Origin of the sequence: Sodalis sp. RH22, from assembly GCF_047324165.1 — a bacterium.
Lineage (GTDB): Bacteria > Pseudomonadota > Gammaproteobacteria > Enterobacterales > Enterobacteriaceae > Acerihabitans.
Window position 1 is genome coordinate 1886802 of the sequence record NZ_CP178731.1, and the last position, 18948, is coordinate 1905749.

An 18948-nucleotide genomic window follows, 5' to 3' on the forward strand; every position below is an offset into this window, starting at 1 on the left:
CCGCCTGAACACGATGCCGGCTTATGCCGGCATAAAAACATGTCGGCGCCGGTTTGCGCCGTCCTTCTCATTCACGCGACGCCATGCGTTAATTCAGCTACGCTTATCTCCGCTCTGGTCAAGTCCGCGCCACGCGAGTAATGTGAAATCATTAGACCCTGCTGGTATACGGGCGCGCATCGCATTTATTTTTTTCCATTAGATCCAGGCTGGAGATTTAAACATGACCGAGAACAAAGCCACCCTCGCGCTTGACGCGCAACGTTCCATCGAACTGGATTTCAATGCCGGTTCGTATGGCCCCGCGGCCCTGGATATCAGCCCGTTTCGCCAGGAAGATCTCTACACCTACGACCCGGGTTTCGTGAATACCGCCGGCTGCGAGTCGGCCATCACCTATATCGATGCGCGCAACAGCATCCTGCTGCACCGGGGTTTTCCGGTCGACCAGTTGGCTGAGCACTGCACGTTTCCCGAGGTCTGTTATATCCTGCTGCACGGCCAGGCGCCGTCCAGGGACGAATATGACCGCTTTACCGAGTCCATCACGCGCCATACCATGATTCATCAGCAGATGACCCGTATGCTGAGCGGCTTTCGCCGCGATTCGCATCCCATGGCGCTGATGTGCGCGGTGGTGGGCGCGCTGGCGGCGTTCTATCACGATGCGCTGGATGTGGGCAAGCCCGAGGACCGGGAACTGGCGGCGCTGCGGCTGCTGTCGAAAATGCCCACCGTGGCGGCCATGTGTTATAAATATTCCATCGAGCAGCCGTCGGTCTATCCGCGCAACGCGCTGTCGTACACCGGTAACTTCCTGCATATGCTGTTCGCCATCCCGGCGGAAAAGTACGAGGTGAATCCCGTGCTTGAGCGGGCCATGAACCGCATCCTGATTTTGCATGCCGACCATGGCCAGTGCCCGTCCACCACCACGGTCAGGACGGCGGGATCCTCCGGCGCCAATCCTTTCGCCTGCATCGCCGCGGCCCTGGCGTCCATGTGGGGACCGCTGCACGGCGGCGCGAACGAAGCCTGTATGCGCATGCTCGAGGAGATAAGCACCGTCGACCGCATCCCGGCGTTTGTCAACCGGGCGAAAGATCGCCACGACTCCTTTCGCCTGATGGGCTTCGGCAATTCCATCTATCACCATTTCGATCCCCGGGCCGCCATCCTGCGCAAAACCTGCCATGAAGTGCTCAACGCGCTGGGCATGGAGGACAACCTGCTGCAGGTAGCCATGGAGCTGGAGCACATCGCGCTGACCGATGCCTTTTTCCTGGAAAACAAACTTTACCCCAGCGCGGATTTCTACACCGCCCTGATCCTCAAGGCCATGGGGCTGCCGTCGTCCATGTTTACGGTGATTACCGCCGTAGGACGCACCACCGGCTGGATTGCCCATTGGAATGAAATGCACAGCCAACCGCTGAAAACCTGCCGGCCACGCCAGGTCTATACCGGTGAGGAACGCCGTGATTTTGTCTCCAAACTCTGACGCCGGCGACGCGCCGTCCGTGGCCGGCGCCCTCGCTACCCTGAATCCAGAACAGCGCCAGGCGGTGGTCACCACCGAAGGCGCGTTGCGGGTCATCGCCGGCGCCGGCACCGGCAAAACCCGCACCCTGACGGAACGTTACTGCTACCTGGTCTCGACGCTTGGCATCGCGCCCAGGAATATCATGTGCGTGACCTTCACCAACCGGGCGGCCAATGAGATGAAGCGGCGGGTGCGCGCCGTGCTGGGCGATCGGGATCTCGGCACTATCTGCACCTTCCACGCCTTCTGCGTACAGCTGCTGAAAGAAGATATCCATCTGCTCAACTATCCGCGCAACTTTATTATCCTCGACATGGAAGACCTGAAGCAGATCCTGCTGAAGATTTTCGCCGATATGGGACTGACGCTGCGCGACACCACCGTGAAACGCACCCTGGACGAGGTGCTGGAAGCCAAAAAACTGTACGCCACCACCTATATCGACGATATCTATCAGCTCAACAACGAACAGCTGAAGGCGCGCTTTGCCGATGCCCGGGATCGCGACGAGGAAATCTTCCTGCGCTACCTGTATGAGCAGAAGAAATGCTTTGGCTGCGATTTTAACGATCTGATTAATTTCGCCACCTGGATCCTGGAGACATTTCCCGCCGTGCGGCAAAAATGGCAAAACCGGATGCAGTACGTCATGGTGGACGAGTTCCAGGACGTCAGCAAACGGCAGTACAAGCTGGCCAGGCTGCTGGCGGGCAGGCACGGCAACCTGTTTATCGTCGGCGATCCCGACCAGACCATCTATTCCTGGCGCGGTTCCCATCTGCGCCTGTTCCTGGATTTCGACAAGGCCTACCCGGGGGCGGAAACCATCGCGCTCGGCACCAATTATCGCTCCACCCCGGAAATACTCGCCGCCTCCAACTGCCTGATTGAAAAGAATGAGGTCAGGTTTCCCAAGACGCTGCACGCGGTGAAACCCGGCGGCTGGCGGCCGCGGTATTTTCACGCCAAAAGCGATAAGCTCGAAGCGGAATGGATAGCCGGCGAAATTACCCGGCTGCGCAATACCGGCGTACCGCCAAATCATATCGCCGTCCTGTACCGCGCCCATTACCTGACGCGCGCCCTGGAGGAACGGTTTATCGACCGCGGCCTGCCCTACAAAATATTCAGCGGTATCGAGTTTTATGGCCGGCGTGAAATCAAGGATGTGATCTGTTATCTGCGCATGGTGACCGCCGGCGACGACGTGGCCTTTCTGCGCACCGTAAACGTGCCGGCGCGCAAATTCGGTAAAAAACGACTGGAAACGCTGGCCGCCTATGCCGAGGCCCGCAGCCTGTCCCTGTACCAGGCGCTGAAGGAAAACCTGGACGCGGCGCTGTTGACGGGCACCGGGGTCAGGCAATATGTGGCCGCCATCGAACAGGTACGGGCGCAGCGCGCGGGGTGGTCGCTGGGCAATACCCTGCAGACGCTGCTGGATCTGAGCGGCTATGAGGCTTTCCTGCGCCTGCAGGGCGATCAGGAGCGGCTGGATAACGTGGCGGAGCTTAAACGCGCGGTGCAGGCCGCAGGCGAAGACGAAGAGGCGACGCTCGAGGACTTCCTGGCGCGGATTGCGCTATTTACCAGTCTGGATAATGAAAGCAAGACCGACACGGTAAAGCTGATGACCATTCACGGCGCCAAGGGTATGGAATTCCCGTATGTGTTTGTCTGCGGCCTGAACGAAGGGGTATTTCCCGGGCGCAAGATAAGCTCCGCGCAAGAGATGGAGGAGGAGCGCCGCCTGGCCTATGTCGCCATGACCCGCGCCATGGACGGGCTGTATCTGAGCGACTCGGAAGGGGTGGCCAATGACGGTATTTTCAAATATCCGTCGCGGTTTATCTTTGATGCCGGCAGCGAGAACGTGGCGTTTGATGTTCCGCTGGATCAGGCGCTGATGAGCGGCGGACACAATGTGATGACCGCGGACGCGGCGTTGCCCGCCGCCGGCGCGTCCCGCTTTCGGGCGGGTGATCGGGTGTCCCATGGCGTCTTTGGCTGCGGCACTGTTATCGCGGTGGACGGGTATGAAAGCGCCTATTCCATTAAATTCGACGGACTGCCCACCGAGCGCAGCATCCAGTTCGGCGCGCCGCTGATCCGGCTGGAATAACGCCGGCGCAAGCCGGGCCAGAGTGTCTGGGCTACACTGAATAATGAAATAGATTTTTATTGCAAAAGGAGTGCAATGTTGGACTACGCCGAAGAACAATTTCCCCCAAGACACACCCAACCGGTAGCGAGCGATCGGCAGGTCTGGAACTGGGCGCAAAACGCCACGCTAGGCCCGCGCGCGAACGTACGCCGGCCGGGGAGCGAAGCGGAACTGCAGACGCTGGTCGCCGATGCGCGCGGTAAAATCAGGATCATGGGCAGCCGGCTGTCCACCGGCAGCCTGCTGCGCGCCGACGGGCCGCAGGATATACTGCTGGATGCCGGCCAAATGCAGGGGCTTATCCACTCGACCGCGGATACGGTCACTTTCGCCGCGGCCACCACGCTGCAGCAGGTTTATCAAACCCTGACGGCGATGGGCCGCATGCTGCCCTCCTCCCCCGGCGTTATTGCCCTGCAAACCCTGGCCGGCGCCATGGCCACCGGCACCCATGGGCAAGGACTGGGGCAAAGCTCCATCGCCGATGAGGCGCTGCATATCCGCATGGTGCTGGCCGACGGCAGCATCGCCGGCTTTGATCGCGATCACCCTTATTTCGGCGCCGCGCAACTGGCGCTTGGTGCCCTGGGCGTGGTGACCGAAGTCACGCTGCGCACGATACCGGCGACGCTGTTCACCTGTTTCAAAAGCGCCTGCGGCGCCGGCGAGCTTGAATCCCTGCTGTACGATTGGAATGAAGGCTATCCGCTCAGCAAGGCGTGGTGGTTTCCTGAGGAGGACAAAGTCCACGTCTGGTCCGCCCGCGAGGCCAATGACGCCGAGGGAAAACGCTACCGGGAAAACGGCTGCCGCACCCTGTCGCTCTCCGCCGGCGATCAATCGATGAACGCCACGGTGGAGCGCACGCTGGGCCATATGCGTACCGATACCAAAATCCGCGGCCGGGACGGCACGCCGTTTAAAACCGTGGCGCGTTTCAAGGATTTTTCCGACATTACCGGCGATGTCTACCAGCTGTTTTGTCGCGGTATCGCTACACCGCAAATCAATATTGAAATCGGCATCCCGTTTCGCCGCGCGGGCGAGGTGATCCAGAAGATAAAACGCTGGTACCGGCAAACGCACCCCCATATGCATTACCCGGTGATCCTGCGCTGTACCGGTCCCTCGAGCGCATGGCTCAGTCCCGCACATGGCGAAGCCACCTGCTTTTTTGGTTTTGTGGTGTATTACGCCGAGGACGGCACCCTGTCGCGGGACGGCGTGCATTTTCTCAATGAAGTGGAGAAATTGCTGGCAAACGAAGGGGGACGGCCGCATTGGGGAAAATATTACCATCCCGCCCTTTATCAGTGGCGCGAGCGCTATCCGCGCTGGGAACAGTTCCGCCAGGTGAAAGCCGCCCTCGATCCGCACGGAAAATTCACTAACGCGCTTATCGCGGATCTCTTCACGTCATGACCGCGTGATATGGCCCGAGGAACGACGATGAAAGCCTGGATAACCTTATTGACCGATCCCGCTTACCTGGCCGGGGTCAGGACGCTGCATCAATCATTACAGGACACGCATACGCGTTATCCACTGGTGGTCATGGTGACCGCCGGGATTGGCCAACAGATCCGTGACGACCTGGCGGCCGAGGGCTGCGATGTGCGCGCCGTTACCCCGCTCCGCCCGCGGGACGGGGTGGCCGGCGGCTACGCCTACGCCCGTTTCGCCGAGGTATGGAGCAAGCTGTGCGCCTGGCGCCTGACCGGGTTCAGCCGGCTGGTGCTGCTCGACGCCGATATGCTGGCGCTGAAAAACATGGACGAGCTGTTCGATATCCCCCTGCCGGCGGGCGGGATCGCCGCCTGCCACGCCTGCCGCTGCAATCCCAACCATATTGCCACCTATCCCAAAAGCTGGGTGCCCGCAAACTGTTATTATACCTACAGCGCCAACCCCGCCGCGCTGCCCGCTGATTTTTCGCCGTATTTTAATTCGGGTATTATCGTATTGACGCCTGGGGAAAAAACCTATGACGAACTGGCCGGCCAGGTGGCCGCCATTACCGATCTCGCCGCGTATCCCTTTCCCGAGCAGGATTTGCTCAACGCGTATTTCCAGGGCCGCTGGCTGGCGCTGCCGTACGGCTATAACGCCCTGAAAACGCTATCGGTTCACCACGCGGCCATGTGGCGGATGCCGCAGGTCAAAAACCTGCATTTTATCTTGGACAAACCCTGGCAATACGCCCCGGATCAGCCTGACGCCCGGCACGATCCGTATTATCCCCTTATCGAGCGTTGGTGGATGACCTATCGCCGGCTTGCGCCGAACAGTCGCTGGTAATTGGCGCTTTCCAGGGTAATTTCGGCGATGCCCCGGAGATAGTCGTCATCCATGCTTTCGCGGTAGATGATGTCCGGCACATGCTGCCTGGGGATGGTTTCCCGGCACAGGCGAAAAATATCGGCCGTCATCTGCGGCCCGAGTCCCGCGCCGGTCACGGCGATGGTGCCGGGGTTAATAATGGAAATCAGTGAAATAACCGTATCGGCCACGGTGCGCGCCAGTGCCCGCCCGGCGCCGGGGTGGTTGAGGCAGGGCAAATGGGCAATTTCGCCGGCAAACTGCGTGGCGCCTTCGAGCGCCTTGCCGCCGACGATAATGCCGCAGCCGGGGCAGTGTTTTTCCGGAAACATCAGGTACGCGAGGGGCTGGTCTTTGCTCAGGCGCCGGTTTTTATAAAAACCGTAGGCGGTAAAATTCATATCGTTGCCGATGCGGATAAAGGCGGCGAACCTGGCCGCCAGGATATCGCGCAGCGCCACGGCCTCGAAGGCGGAGATATCGCAGGTCAGCACCCGCCCGTCCACTATCACGCCGGGCAGGCCGATACCTATGGCGCGCACGTTGTATTGCGCCGTTTTGCCGTGGATAAAGGCGATAACGCTGGCGGTATCGGCGCTGGGCAGCGTTTCACGGCCGCCGGCGACGAGAGTGCCGATAGCCGTGGTCAGCGTATAGCCGTAGACGTAATGACCATGCTCCCCCGCCACCGCGAGGCTGAACACATAAAAAAAATGCTCATTATAGATAAAACGCTGCGCAGGTCGTCCGCCGCTGGACGCCTCAAGCGCCTCGTGCAATATTTCACCGCTGGCGCATAAGCTGTTCAATATCGTCCCGCAGGTCGCCAAGCTCAGGCCCGTCGCCTGGGCCACGGTCGCTTTGGTGCCGCGCCGAAGCGCTTTCATCGTTTCAATGACATGGGCAACGTTAATCAGCTTCAGTTGCTGGGTGTTGCTGGTCAGCGGATAATCCATAAGCCCTCGTCGCTATCATTCACGCATACCGTGACAATATACCTTCCTGCGGCGCATAAACCTCCTTTTATCCGGCGTCGCCGTCAGGCCGCGCCACTATGTTACCGTGATTTGATCCGCCCTAAAGCGGGCCGCGGTAAAAAAAACCGCGTCACCCGCGCGGCGCCCTAGGTTCTGCGTCGTCGGGGCCGCCAAATTGCAGCGGGCGCCGCAGCCAGGGCGCCAGGAACGATGTCAGGCGCCCGGTCGCCGGGTGGCGGAACAACCGCCCCGGCTCGCCGCTTTCCACGATGGCGCCTTCGGCCATAAACACCACCCGGGTGGATACCTGGGCGGCAAAGGACATTTCATGGGTCGCCATGATCATGGTGATGCCCTGGCGCGCCAGCCCGCCGATAACCTCCAGCACCTCCTCCACCCGTTCCGGGTCCAGGGCGGAGGTGGGCTCATCCAGCAGCAGCAGCTCGGGTTCCAGCGCCAGCGCGCGGGCAATGCCGACACGCTGCTGCTGGCCGCCCGACAGCCGGGCCGGCCAGGCGCCGGCATGCTCCGCCATGCCTACCTGCGCCAGCGCGGCGGCGGCGGCGCGGCGCGCCTCGGCGCGCGGCCGCCTTTTTCCCAGGATCAGCGGCGCGGCGACATTCTCCAGCGCCGTCATATGCGGCCACAGGTTGAATTGCTGGAACACCATGGCCAACGGACGCCGCACCCGCGCGATACCCGCGGCGCCGTCCCGATCCCCTGCCGCCCGGCCCGGGCCGCGATAGCCCAGCAGGCGGCCTTTGATCAAAATTTCCCCCCGGTCATAGGCCTCCAGGAAGTTCATGCAGCGCAGCGCGGTGGTCTTGCCCGATCCCGACGGCCCGATCAGGGTTATCACCTCACCGGCGTGCACCTGCAGCGTGATATCGTTCAGTATCCTCCGGGCGCCGAAAGACTTGCCGACGCCGCGCAGTTCAAGAATGGGTTGCCCGGTCATAGGGGTATCCTCCGGAAAATAAGTGGCGGCCAAGCCAGCCGACGGCCAGGCTTATCCCCTGCGCCAGCAGCCAGTAACCGGCGATAAGCAGGGCATAGGGCAAAAAATAGCTATAGGTGCTGGCGGCAATGCGTCCGGCGGCCATGGTCAGCTCGGGCAGGGTGATAATCGATGCCACCGCGCTTTCCTTCACGGTTAAAATCACCTGGTTGCACAGCAGCGGCAGGCTGAAACGCAGCGCCTGCGGGGTCTCGATATGCCAGAAACTTTGCCATGGGGAGATGGCGTGGGCCCGGGCGGCGTCCAGTTGCCCGCGGCCGATGCTTAACCAGGCGCCACGGAAAATTTCGCCGAAATAGGCGGCGCTGTAGAGCGTCAGCGAAAGAATGGCGGCGGGCAGCGCGCCGAGCATCACCCCCAGCGCCGGCAGGCCAAAATAGATCACCGATAGCTGGGCCAAAAAGGGCGTGCCGCGTATCAGCCACACATAAACGCGCCACGGCGGGTACAGCAGCCGGCAGCGGCTGCACAGCGCCTGCAGCGTAAAACCGCCCAGGGCGCCGGCCGTCGCCGCGCTCAGGCTGAGGGCCAGGGTCATGGCCATGGCCTGCGCAAAATCAGGCAGGTACAGCAGGATATCGCTCACGAAGGCTCCTTGCGCCAGCGCTGTTCCAGATGGCGGCCCGCCAGGGCCAGCAGGCTGGTCATCACCAGGTAGACCAGGGCGACGGCGAGATAGGCCGGCAGCATCCGGTAGCTTGCGGACGCCAGTTGCTGCCCGACCCGCATAACATCGGTGATGGCGATGACCGAGACCACCGCCGACGCTTTGATCACATCAATCATCTCCGAAATAAACGCCGGCAGCGTCGGCCGCAGCGCCTGCGGCAGGCGAATATGCCAGAACGCCTGCCAGGGTCCCAGGCCGCAGGCCAGGGCGGCGTCCTGTTGCCCGGCGGGAACGCCCGCAAAACCGCCGCGCAGGATTTGCGCTTGATAGGCCGCGCTGTTAAGGGTGAGCGCCACGGCGGCGGCGGCCCAGGCGCCGGCCTCAACGCCCAGTTCGCCGGGCAGGTAATAGCACAGCAGCACCAGGACCAGCACCGGCGTACTGCGAAACACGCTGACATAAGCGCGGGCCAGGCCGCGGCAAGCAGGCCGACGCGCGCTTTGCAAACAATAAATGCCGGTGCCGGCGAAAAAGCCGCATAGCATGGCGGCAGCGCTGAGGGAGGCAGTGGTTGCCGCCCCGCCGGCAAGCATCGGCAGCCAGGAGGCGAGCAGGTGGCAAAACTCGGTTAAGTCGTCCATGCCGCGCGCCTTGTCACACATCGGGTACCGGCATTTTATCGTGCGGCAGCGGCGTTTCCACGCCGAACCATTTCAGCTGCAGGTGCTTGAGGGTACCGTCGCGGTTGGCCTCGGCGATGCCGTCGCTAAACAGTTTCACCAGGCTGGCGCTGTCGGCATCCTTGCGTCCCGCCCAGGCGAAATAGGTGGTGGGCCCCAGCATCGGCCGCATGACGGCGAACACGCCGGGGCGGCTCTTGATAAGCGGCCCGAGATTGGCAAGGGATTGCGCCACGCCGTCGAGACGTTGATTGGCCAGGTCGGCATAGGCCTCGTCAAAGGCGATGTATTGCCTGATCTCTTTAACGCCCGTCATGCCCTGTTCCCGCAGCCGCTGGTCGACCGCCTGCAGCACCCGCAGGTGGCTCGAGCCGGCCACGGTGCCCACCACCTTACCGTTCAGATCCGCAAGCGTCGTCAGCGCGGCGTCGTTTTCGCGCTTTAGCAGCGCCACCGTGGATTCGCCCACCGGCACGGTAAACGCGAAACGCGCCATCCGCGGCCGGTCCACCATCATTGCCGTGATCATGAAATCGAATTTTTTGGCATCCAGCCCGGGCAGGATGCCCTGAAAAGGCAAATCCAGCTGTCTGACGCGCACGCCCGGCAAATGTTTTTGCAGGATATGATGCATCAGATCCACGTCAAAGCCGATAATGTTGCCGTCGCGCACCATTTCGAAAGGCGCGTAGCGGGCCTCGGTGGCCACGGTCAGGACTTTTTCCGCTTTAACGCGCGCCAGCAAATCCGCGCCGATGGCCGGCGGGATCAGCGTGCCGGCGACGCAGAGCGCGGCGGCGCAAAAGGTCATGATGTATTTTCGCAAGATCATATCCACTCCCGTCAGGACAAATGGCGCGCGGCGCGGCCGAAGAGGATAGATTAACTTTCTGTAATTGAATGGTTAATGAATTGAAAGCGTAAAAAAGACTTTTTCGGCCTGGCGGCAACTAACGTTAGGCATTTGGCAGCCGTTCATTTTATTATCATTACCGCGCCAGCACGTCGTCTTGCAGATAGAACCGCCGGACCTCGTCTAACCTTGATTGAACGTTAACCAATCGATCGTAAAAAATAGCCTGCTGATTTCAATGAATACTCCAGATGTTTCCCGTTCGACCGCCTGGCTAAGAGTCATTACCCTCGCGTTTGCCGCCTTTATTTTCAACACGTCCGAGTTCGTGCCGGTCGGCCTGCTGACCGATATCGCCCAGAGTTTTCAGATGGAGACCGCCCAGGTCGGGCTGATGCTGACCATCTACGCCTGGGTGGTGGCGCTGATGTCGCTGCCCTTTATGCTGCTGACCAGCCATATTGAACGGCGCGGCCTGCTGGTGATGATCTTTGCCCTGTTTATCGCCAGCCATATCCTCTCGTTCGTGGCCTGGAACTTCACGGTACTGGTGCTATCCAGAATCGGCATCGCCCTGGCGCATGCGGTATTCTGGTCTATTACGGCATCGCTTGCGATCCGCGTCGCGCCGATGGGTAAAAAAACCCAGGCGCTGAGCATGCTGTCCACCGGCACCGCCCTTGCCATGGTGCTGGGACTGCCGCTGGGCCGCATTGTCGGCCAGTTGCTGGGCTGGCGCATCACCTTCCTGGTGATTGGCATTTTCGCCCTGGCGACCCTGGTCTTTATTATCAAACTGCTGCCCAAGCTGCCCAGCGAGCACTCCGGTTCGCTGAAAAGCGTGCCCATGCTGCTAAAACGCCCGGCGCTGATGTCGCTTTACCTGCTGGCGGTGCTGATCGTCACCTCGCATTACACCGTCTACAGCTATATCGAGCCGTTTATCCGCCATGCGGCGGCGCTGGGAGATGATTACACCACCTTACTGCTGTTGATTTTCGGCGGTTCGGGCATTATCGGCAGCGTGGTGTTCGGCGTATGCAGCAATAAATATCCCACCGCCCTGCTGGTCACGTCTATCGTGCTGGTGGTCGTCTGCCTGCTGGTTCTGCAGCCCGCCGCCGGGTATAAAATCAGTTTTGCCGGCCTGAGCGTGATTTGGGGCATGGCGTTTATGGCCATCGGCCTGAGCATGCAGGTGAAGGTACTGGCGCTGGCCCCGGACGCCACCGATGTGGCCATGTCGTTGTTCTCGGGCATCTTCAATCTGGGCATCGGCGCCGGCGCGCTGTTGGGCAACCAGTTTATCCTGCGCGCGGATCTGGCGTATATCGGCTATCTCGGCGCCCTGCTGGCTATCGTGTCCCTGGCATGGTGCCTGTTTATCTTCCGCCGCTACGCCGCGGAGCTGCGCCGGGCCTGACCGTTCGGTTCGCCGGCGGCGCGGGCATGGCCGATAGCAAAAAATCGTCAAGGACGGCAATGTGTGATGGCTTTCTCGTTTCGCACGCCGGGATTTTGTTACTTCTAAACCAGGCATGGCGTGGCGGCCGTTTTGTCGTGGGCTTTTTCCGGCCATGACGGCGCGGCGGCGGGACAGACGTATCGGCGGCAGGGCGTGAAAAGCACTTATGAGTATTTTTGTTTCCAAGAAGCTGGTGAATTTTATCGTGTTGGCCCAGACCAACAATATCGCCAAAGCCGCCGAAAAACTGCATATGACCGCCTCGCCCTTCGGTAAAAGCATCGCCGCGCTGGAGGAGATGGTCGGTTATGAGCTGTTCTCGCGCACCGATAACAGCATCAGCCTGAACAAGGCCGGGCAGGAGCTGTACCAGATGCTTTATCCCATCTACCAGCGTCTGGCAAGCATCGACGCGGATATCATGTTGGCCGCCAGCCACCATCAGAAACACTGCGTTATCGGCATCGACACCGCTTACCCGACGATGATCTTCGATCAGCTTATCAGCCTGGGCGACAAGTTTGACGGCTTCACCACCAAACCCTTCGATTTTAATGAAAACGATCTGGTTTCCGGCCTGCTGGACCATGACGTGGACATGATTATCTCGCCGCAGCAGGCCTCGACGCGCATCGCCGAAATGTCCAGCATGCTGATAACGCCGCTTGAACCGCTGCGGCTGGGATTCCTGGTATCGCGCATCCATGACAATGTGCAGGCCAGCGTGCTGCTGCATACCCTGCCCTGGCTGCAGATGCGGTTCCAGCACCGGGCCAATTTCGAGTCGCTTATCGACTCGCATTTCCGTTATGCCGGCATTACCCCCACCATTATCTATCGTCCCTACAGCTTCCTGGCCAAGATCAGCGCCGTCAGCCGCGGGCAATTCCTGACAGTGGTGCCCCATTTCGCCTACCGGTTTGTCAATCCCGCCAGCCTGAAATACTTTGACGCGCCCAATAAGCCGATGTACATGCCGGAATATCTCTATTCGCTGCGCAACTGTAAAACCCTCGGCCGGCTGGTGGATGCCATTGAGCATGACCGCAACGGCACCACCGCCGATGAGCCGCCGTCCTCACACTAGCATGCTGCCGTACTGTTCCAGGTTCTGGTACAAATCGAAGGCATGGGCCAGATCGTGATGGATATGGCCGCTTTTACCCCGCGCCAGGTAGGTATACAGATAGTCCCGGTACATCGGATGGGCGCAGTTGCCGATAATGGCCTCGGCGCGCTGGATGGGCGACAGCCCGCGCAGGTCGGCCACGCCGTGTTCGGTGATAATCACTTTCACGCTGTGTTCGCTGTGATCCACATGGGAGCACATCGGCACGATGGTGGAGATCTTGCCGCCCTTGGCAATGGACGGCGCCATAAAGATGGATAGATAGGCATTGCGCTCGAAATCGCCGCTGCCGCCGATGCCGTTCATTAAATTGACGCCGGCCACATGGGTGGAATTGGCATGGCCGTAGATGTCGAACTCCAGGCCGACATTCAGGGCAATGACCCCCAGACGGCGGATGATTTCCGGATTATTGGAAATTTCCTGCGGCCGCAGCACGATGCGCTCGCTGAAAAAGTCCATATTCTGATAAATCCGCTCCAGCACCGAGGGCGGCACGGTGAGGCTCGAGGCGCTGGCGCCGATAATCCGCTCCTGCTCGAGCAGTTCGATGACCGAGGTCTGCAGCACCTCTGAATACATCATAAACGGCGGAATATCCGGATTCCGGCCCAACACCTTCAGCACCGCGTTGTTGATATTGCCGACGCCGCTCTGCAACGGCAGGAACCCGTCGGGAATGCGTTTGGCGTGCAGTTCCTTCAGCAGAAACTGCTCGACGTTGCGGGCGATTTGCAGGCACAGAGGATTCTCGTTGCCGAACTCGGTAATCTGGTCCGCCAGGTGGGTGGGCACCACGGCGATGATTTTTTGCGGGTCGATTTGCACATAATTTTCCCCAACCCGATCCAGGGTATGGAAAATCGGCACCATGATGCGCAACGGCGGCGCGCCGAGGGAAACGATATCGCTCATCTCGCGGATGCGCGGGGAATGATAGTCGTTAAGCTCAATAATGACCCGCCGCGCCTGCTGCAGGTAGACCGGCGCGTTACCGATGCCGCTGGTCAGGTACACCCGACCTTCCCTGGTCACCGCCGAGGCTTCGATAACCGCGATATCAATCGGGCCGAAAAAGCCGTAATTGACCATTTGCGCCACTTCGCTAAGATGCAGGTCGACAAAATTCACCGCGCCCTGGTTTATCTTATCGCGCAGCGCAGGCGCGGTCTGGTACGGCGCGCGCCACTCCACGGCGTCGGCTTCCGCGAGCTGGTTGTCCGCCAGCGCGCCGATGGACGCCCCGGTGAGCAGTTTGATGCGATAAGGCTGTTCCCGCAGGTGCAGCGCTATCGCCCGCCGGGCCATGGCCGCGGGCAGGGCTTTGGGGGCGCCGGCCGGGGTAAAGCCGCTAAAGGCCACCATATCGCCATGGGAGATTAATTGCGCGGCTTCATCCGCCGTCATTACCGTAAAATCCTGGTTCATCCTGATCACTCCTTGCGCCGGTTCACCGCGCGGCTTAGTGGCCGATAAAATTCGCCTTGCGTTTTTCCATAAAGGCCGCCATCCCTTCCTGGTAATCCTGGCTGTCGTACACCACCCTGCGCAGGCCCTGGATACGTTCGAACTCATCGGAATTGAGGGTATGGGCTTCGCCGAGCACCCGGAGTTCTTCCTTGATCACCGCCACCGCCAGCGGCGCCTTTTCAGCAATCACGCAGGCCATGCGCATCGTGAAGGACTCCAGCTCGGATGGATCGACGATATGGTTAAGAATGCCGACGTTCAGCGCCCGTTCGGCGGAGATCGGCGCGGCGGTAAAGATAAGCTCCTTGACGATATGAAAACCGGCGTCGCGAATCAAGTTATGGATGCCCACCAGGTTGTAGGGCACCCCCAGGTTGACCGGGGTCATGGAGAAGGTGGACAGGTTGCTGGAAATAATGATATCGGAACTCATGATCAGTTCAAACGCCCCGCCCCAGACGCTGCCTTCCACCATGGAGATAATCGGCTTGGGAAATTTCTGGATGGCGCGGGTGATCTGGCGCAGCGGGTCGTCGTAGGCCAGCGGGTCGCGCCGGGTTTTCGGCAACTCATAGATATCATGGCCGGCGGAGAAAACCTTGGAGCCTTTCGGCGCGCGCAGGATAACGCAGCGGATATCGATATTATTCAGATCTTCCAGCGCCTGCAGGATATCGCGGATAAACACCGCGCTCAGCGCATTAAGCTTTTTGGCATAGTTAAACTCAATAATACCCACCCGGTTTTCGATCAGCACTTTGACAAATTCGTACGCCATAATTCATTTCCCTTAATGGTTTAATTTTTCGACAATAAAGTGGGTGACGTTGTCCACGCCGGCGCGCGGCGATATACGGTGGTTTTCCACCTGCTCCAGCGCCTGCCGGTACCGGTCCTGGATATCGCCGCGGGCGAACAGGGCCGCCAGGGTGTTTTCCTCGATCTGCCTGCGCATGGCATCCAGCTGCTGGCGTTTGCGCAGCGCCATCAGTCCGTTATCCACCGCCATCCGATCATAAAAATCGCCGACGGCGCGCCAGAGCTCGGCGATGCCCCGCGCTTCCAGGGCGCTGCAGGTCAGCACCGGCGGCGTCCAGGCCGGATATTTGCGCCGCATGATGGCGAGCGAGGCCCGGTACATGTGCGCCGTGAGCGCCACCCGGGCGCGGTTATCGCCGTCATCTTTGTTGATGACGATAATATCGGCCATTTCCATAATGCCTTTTTTGATGCCCTGCAGTTCATCGCCGGCGCCGGCCAGCTGCAGCGAGAGAAAACAGTCCACCAGTTGGGCGATATCCACTTCGCTTTGCCCGACCCCCACGGTTTCCACGATCACCAGGTCATAGCCCGCCGCCTCGCACAGCAGCATCAGTTCGCGGGTACGGCGGCTGGTCCCGCCCAGGTAGCCGCCGGTGGGCACCGGGCGGATAAACGCCCGCTGCGCGCGGGAAAGCAGCGACATGCGGGTTTTATCGCCGAGGATGCTGCCGCCGCTGAGCGGGCTGCTGGGGTCGATGGCGATAACCGCCACTTTCAGGCCCAGCGTCAGCACGTAACCGCCCAGGGCCTCGAGAAACGTGCTTTTGCCGGCGCCCGGCACGCCGGTAATACCCAGCCGTTTCGCCCGGCCGGTATGGGGCATGATGCGGTCGAGCAGTTGCGTGGCCAGCGCCTGATGCGCGGGGTGGACGCTTTCGATAAGCGTCATCCCCTGCGCCAGGGCCACCCGATCGCCCGCCAGCAATTGCCCGACAGTCTGATCCAACTGGCCGGCGCTAAGCATGGCAAAGCCCGATTTTATCCAGCACATCGCGCACGCTGGCCAGCATCGGCGTGCCCGGCCCGTAGATGGCGGCCACGCCCCGGCGGTAGAGGAAATCATAATCCTGCGGCGGTATCACCCCGCCCGCCACCACCTTGATATCCTGACGGCCGTAGCCGGCCAGCGCAGCCACCAGCGCCGGAATTAGCGTCTTATGGCCGGCGGCAAGCGAAGAGGCGCCGATCACGTGCACGTCATTTTCCACCGCCAGCTTGGCGATTTCCTCCGGCGTGGAAAACATCGGACTGAGATCGACGTCAAACCCGAGGTCGGAGTAGGCGCTGGCAATCACCTTGGCCCCGCGGTCGTGGCCGTCCTGGCCCATTTTAGCCACCAGAATGCGCGGGCGGCGCCCCTGTTCGGCCAGGAAGCGGTCGGTGGCGGCCTTGATCTGATCAAATTCCGCCGCGCCTTCCGCGCTCTGGTGGTAACTGTTGGCGATAACGCCGGTCACGCAGTTGGTCTGCACCAGGTAGCGGCCGAAGGCGTCCTCGATGGCGGTTGAAATTTCGCCGAGCGTGGCGCGGCTCCGCGCGGCGTGGATCGCCGCTTCCAACAGGTTGCCCCCGTCGCGCGCCGCCCGGCTGATCATGCCGAGCGCGTCGGCAACGGCGGCGCCGTCGCGGGCGGCGCGGATTTGCCGCAGGCGTTCGACCTGTTCCTGGCGCACCTTGACGTTATCGATTTCCAGCACCGAGGTGGCGTCTTCCTGCGCCAGCTTGTATTTGTTCACCCCGACAATCACCCGTTTGCCCTGGTCGATAAGCGACTGCTGGCGGGCGGAGGCTTCTTCAATCATGCGCTTGGGCAGGCCGGCCTCAATGGCTTTGGCCATGCCGCCCACCTCGCCTATCTGGCGGATAATTTCCCGCGCCGCCTTGACGACCTGGTCGGTGAGATTTTCCACATAATACGAACCGGCAAGGGGATCGACGGTACGGCACACCGCCGATTCTTCCTGCAGAATAATTTGGGTGTTGCGGGCGATGCGGGCGGAGAAATCGGTGGGCAGCCCCAGCGCCTCGTCAAAGGCGTTGGTATGCAGCGACTGCGTGCCGCCCAGTACCGCCGCCAGCGCTTCGACGGTGGTGCGGATGACATTATTGTAGGGGTCTTGTTCCGTCAGGCTCCAGCCCGAGGTTTGGCAATGGGTGCGCAGCGCCTGGGATTTGGGGTTGGTGGAACCAAAACCGCTTACCGCCTCGCTCCATAAATAACGGGCGGCGCGCAGCATGGCGACATTCATAAACAGGTCCATGCCGATGCCGAAGAAAAACGACAGGCGCGGCGCGAAGTCATCTATATCCAGGCCGGCGGCCAGCGCCGCCTGGATATATTCAATGCCGTCGGCGATGGTAAACGCCACCTGCTGTACGCAGTTGGCCCCGGCTTCGCCCATATGGTAGCCGCTGATGCTGATGGTGTTGAATTTGGGCATATTGCCGGAACAGTAGGCAATAATATCGGAAATAATGCGCATCGAGGGTTTGGGCGGATAAATATAGGTATTGCGGCAAAGGTATTCTTTTAAAATATCATTTTGGATGGTACCGGTCAGCGCTGCCGGCGGCACGCCCTGCTCTTCGGCGGCCACGATATAAAACGCCATGATGGGGATCACCGCGCCGTTCATGGTCATGGACACCGACATTTTATCCAGCGGGATTTGGTCGAACAGTATTTTCATGTCTTCGACGCTGTCGATAGCCACGCCGGCTTTGCCGACGTCGCCGGCCACGCGTTCATTATCCGAGTCGTAACCGCGATGGGTAGGCAAATCGAAGGCGACGGAGAGCCCCTTTTGGCCGGCCGCCAGGTTGCGGCGGTAAAAGGCGTTGGATTCAGTGGCGGTGGAAAACCCGGCATACTGGCGAATGGTCCAGGGCTGGGCGGCGTACATCGTTGCGCGGGGACCGCGCACAAAGGGCGCCATGCCCGGCAGCGAACCGGTGACCTCCAGGTCGGACAGGTCGTCGGCGGTGTAAAGCGGCTTGATGCTGATTTCTTCCGCAGTGAGGGTAGTTAAATCGTCGACGCTTTTGCCCAGCCGTCCCAATTCTTTATTGGCAAGTTTTTCCCATGCCTCTGTTTGCGACATTATATTTCTCCGGATGGAATAGAATTATGTTTATTTCATCGGTCTGCCAGTGCCGGGCAATAGTCCGCCTTGGCGGATAATCCCCATCCAGCCTTGTGAGGTTAAATACAATAAGGCGTTGCTATCTTCGTGATTTAAAACCAATGCGATTAAAACGCCCTGCGTTAATTCGTCATGATGGCCCGCATAACTTTCGATGAAATACCTGGGATTATAAATAGCACCGCCGGGCGAGTTTTACAGCCTCAAAAAATGCATGCTGAGCAATCATTATTTGCCGTATGGGAAATAGCGGGATTTGGCGGGTTCGCTCACTCTTTAACGCGTCTGCGTTGCGGGCGGGGCCTGCGGGGCTTATTTTTTGATTGCAAGCGCGCCATGGGGCGGGTGCGGTCTGGCAATAAGGATGCCCGCTGGGGTGAATGTCGCCGTGGCGGGGGATTTTTATCGCCGTAGTTGGGGGGTTTATGTTGCCACGGCGGGGGATTTTTATCGCCGTAGCTGGGGGGTTTATGTTGCCACGGCGGGGATTTCTCTTGCCGTGCGTTCGGTGTTTATATGCAGTGCCGGGCGCCGGCAAGCGACAAGGAGGCCGTAGCGCGACGGCCTCCTTGACCTCCGCGCGCCCGGCAGGTCGCGCGTCGCTGCGCGATGCCTTCCGCCGCCAGTTCCCCCGTTATGCACCGGCCCGGTTAGCGCTCCCGGCGCAACCGGGCCTTTCGCCGCTCCCGGCGGCTCATGCCGGGGGCACAGGCGCCGTCAGCGCGCTTTATGCCGGTCCACATGTCGCTGTTGGC

At 60.5% G+C, this 18948-nt stretch carries 15 protein-coding genes; 6 read left to right on the top strand and 9 right to left on the bottom strand.

The window, feature by feature from the left end; translation table 11 throughout:
- The first annotated feature begins 223 nt into the window (after nucleotides 1-223).
- From ACL2XN_RS08545 to ACL2XN_RS08560, 4 genes are all read left to right on the top strand, one after another.
- Nucleotides 224-1501, top strand: coding sequence for a citrate synthase (locus ACL2XN_RS08545; RefSeq protein ID WP_410015672.1), 1278 nt, complete (start codon nucleotides 224-226; stop codon nucleotides 1499-1501).
- A complete protein-coding gene (locus tag ACL2XN_RS08550; protein ID WP_413730662.1) occupies nucleotides 1485-3665 on the top strand; it encodes an ATP-dependent helicase in 2181 nt (726 codons plus the stop codon). The genes ACL2XN_RS08545 and ACL2XN_RS08550 overlap by 17 nt, the downstream gene beginning before the upstream one ends.
- A 75-nt stretch (nucleotides 3666-3740) precedes the next feature.
- Nucleotides 3741-5129: a D-arabinono-1,4-lactone oxidase gene (locus ACL2XN_RS08555; RefSeq protein WP_413730664.1), complete on the top strand. Its 1389-nt coding sequence runs from the start codon at nucleotides 3741-3743 to the stop codon at nucleotides 5127-5129.
- 27 nt (nucleotides 5130-5156) lie between these two features.
- On the top strand, nucleotides 5157-6005 hold the full coding sequence (locus ACL2XN_RS08560; RefSeq protein WP_413730665.1) for a glycosyltransferase family 8 protein: 849 nt from the start codon (nucleotides 5157-5159) through the stop codon (nucleotides 6003-6005).
- On the opposite strand, the gene ACL2XN_RS08565 is transcribed toward ACL2XN_RS08560, so the two are convergent.
- The 5 genes from ACL2XN_RS08565 to ACL2XN_RS08585 form a co-directional block, all read right to left on the bottom strand.
- A complete protein-coding gene (locus ACL2XN_RS08565; protein ID WP_413730666.1) occupies nucleotides 5972-6982 on the bottom strand; it encodes an ROK family protein in 1011 nt (336 codons plus the stop codon). The two genes, ACL2XN_RS08560 and ACL2XN_RS08565, sit on opposite strands and share 34 nt — an antisense overlap.
- A 151-nt stretch (nucleotides 6983-7133) precedes the next feature.
- Nucleotides 7134-7961 carry an amino acid ABC transporter ATP-binding protein gene (locus tag ACL2XN_RS08570; protein ID WP_413730667.1) on the bottom strand — a complete coding sequence of 276 codons (828 nt, stop codon included), beginning with the start codon at nucleotides 7959-7961 and terminating at the stop codon, nucleotides 7134-7136.
- Nucleotides 7939-8607 carry an amino acid ABC transporter permease gene (locus tag ACL2XN_RS08575; RefSeq protein WP_413730668.1) on the bottom strand — a complete coding sequence of 223 codons (669 nt, stop codon included), beginning with the start codon at nucleotides 8605-8607 and terminating at the stop codon, nucleotides 7939-7941. The genes ACL2XN_RS08570 and ACL2XN_RS08575 overlap by 23 nt, the downstream gene beginning before the upstream one ends.
- Nucleotides 8604-9272, bottom strand: coding sequence for an amino acid ABC transporter permease (locus tag ACL2XN_RS08580; protein ID WP_413730669.1), 669 nt, complete (start codon nucleotides 9270-9272; stop codon nucleotides 8604-8606). Before ACL2XN_RS08580 ends, ACL2XN_RS08575 begins: the two co-directional genes overlap by 4 nt.
- A 13-nt stretch (nucleotides 9273-9285) precedes the next feature.
- Nucleotides 9286-10143 carry a transporter substrate-binding domain-containing protein gene (locus tag ACL2XN_RS08585; protein WP_410015680.1) on the bottom strand — a complete coding sequence of 286 codons (858 nt, stop codon included), beginning with the start codon at nucleotides 10141-10143 and terminating at the stop codon, nucleotides 9286-9288.
- 259 nt (nucleotides 10144-10402) lie between these two features.
- Here ACL2XN_RS08585 and ACL2XN_RS08590 point away from each other — a divergent pair, with 259 nt between their 5' ends.
- Together ACL2XN_RS08590 and srsR are read left to right on the top strand one after the other, a co-directional pair.
- On the top strand, nucleotides 10403-11587 hold the full coding sequence (locus tag ACL2XN_RS08590) for a sugar transporter (RefSeq protein WP_410015681.1): 1185 nt from the start codon (nucleotides 10403-10405) through the stop codon (nucleotides 11585-11587).
- A gap of 208 nt (nucleotides 11588-11795) precedes the next feature.
- On the top strand, nucleotides 11796-12716 hold the full coding sequence (srsR, locus tag ACL2XN_RS08595; RefSeq protein WP_413730670.1) for a LysR family transcriptional regulator SrsR: 921 nt from the start codon (nucleotides 11796-11798) through the stop codon (nucleotides 12714-12716).
- Here srsR and ACL2XN_RS08600 read toward each other — a convergent pair.
- From ACL2XN_RS08600 to scpA, 4 genes are read right to left on the bottom strand one after another with little or no spacing between them, the layout of a single operon-like run.
- Nucleotides 12708-14186: a succinate CoA transferase gene (locus ACL2XN_RS08600; protein ID WP_413730671.1), complete on the bottom strand. Its 1479-nt coding sequence runs from the start codon at nucleotides 14184-14186 to the stop codon at nucleotides 12708-12710. The two genes, srsR and ACL2XN_RS08600, sit on opposite strands and share 9 nt — an antisense overlap.
- A 34-nt stretch (nucleotides 14187-14220) precedes the next feature.
- Nucleotides 14221-15006: a methylmalonyl-CoA decarboxylase gene (scpB, locus tag ACL2XN_RS08605; protein ID WP_410015684.1), complete on the bottom strand. Its 786-nt coding sequence runs from the start codon at nucleotides 15004-15006 to the stop codon at nucleotides 14221-14223.
- 12 nt (nucleotides 15007-15018) lie between these two features.
- Nucleotides 15019-16014, bottom strand: a complete 996-nt coding sequence (meaB, locus tag ACL2XN_RS08610; protein WP_410016577.1) for a methylmalonyl Co-A mutase-associated GTPase MeaB — start codon at nucleotides 16012-16014, stop codon at nucleotides 15019-15021.
- Nucleotides 16007-18151 carry a methylmalonyl-CoA mutase gene (gene scpA, locus ACL2XN_RS08615; RefSeq protein ID WP_413730672.1) on the bottom strand — a complete coding sequence of 715 codons (2145 nt, stop codon included), beginning with the start codon at nucleotides 18149-18151 and terminating at the stop codon, nucleotides 16007-16009. The genes meaB and scpA overlap by 8 nt, the downstream gene beginning before the upstream one ends.
- Nucleotides 18152-18948 lie beyond the last annotated feature (797 nt).

Excerpts from the sequence above, each read along its gene's own strand:
- ACL2XN_RS08555 (WP_413730664.1), top strand. The coding sequence starts at position 3,741 with ATGTTGGACTACGCCGAAGAACAATTTCCCCCAAGACACACCCAACCG.
- ACL2XN_RS08565 (WP_413730666.1), bottom strand. The coding sequence starts at position 6,982 with ATGGATTATCCGCTGACCAGCAACACCCAGCAACTGAAGCTGATTAAC.
- ACL2XN_RS08585 (WP_410015680.1), bottom strand. The coding sequence starts at position 10,143 with ATGATCTTGCGAAAATACATCATGACCTTTTGCGCCGCCGCGCTCTGC.
- ACL2XN_RS08590 (WP_410015681.1), top strand. The coding sequence starts at position 10,403 with ATGAATACTCCAGATGTTTCCCGTTCGACCGCCTGGCTAAGAGTCATT.
- ACL2XN_RS08545 (WP_410015672.1), top strand. The coding sequence starts at position 224 with ATGACCGAGAACAAAGCCACCCTCGCGCTTGACGCGCAACGTTCCATC.
- scpB (WP_410015684.1), bottom strand. The coding sequence starts at position 15,006 with ATGGCGTACGAATTTGTCAAAGTGCTGATCGAAAACCGGGTGGGTATT.
- ACL2XN_RS08560 (WP_413730665.1), top strand. The coding sequence starts at position 5,157 with ATGAAAGCCTGGATAACCTTATTGACCGATCCCGCTTACCTGGCCGGG.
- meaB (WP_410016577.1), bottom strand. The coding sequence starts at position 16,014 with ATGCTTAGCGCCGGCCAGTTGGATCAGACTGTCGGGCAATTGCTGGCG.
- ACL2XN_RS08600 (WP_413730671.1), bottom strand. The coding sequence starts at position 14,186 with ATGAACCAGGATTTTACGGTAATGACGGCGGATGAAGCCGCGCAATTA.
- scpA (WP_413730672.1), bottom strand. The coding sequence starts at position 18,151 with ATGTCGCAAACAGAGGCATGGGAAAAACTTGCCAATAAAGAATTGGGA.
- ACL2XN_RS08570 (WP_413730667.1), bottom strand. The coding sequence starts at position 7,961 with ATGACCGGGCAACCCATTCTTGAACTGCGCGGCGTCGGCAAGTCTTTC.
- ACL2XN_RS08580 (WP_413730669.1), bottom strand. The coding sequence starts at position 9,272 with ATGGACGACTTAACCGAGTTTTGCCACCTGCTCGCCTCCTGGCTGCCG.
- srsR (WP_413730670.1), top strand. The coding sequence starts at position 11,796 with ATGAGTATTTTTGTTTCCAAGAAGCTGGTGAATTTTATCGTGTTGGCC.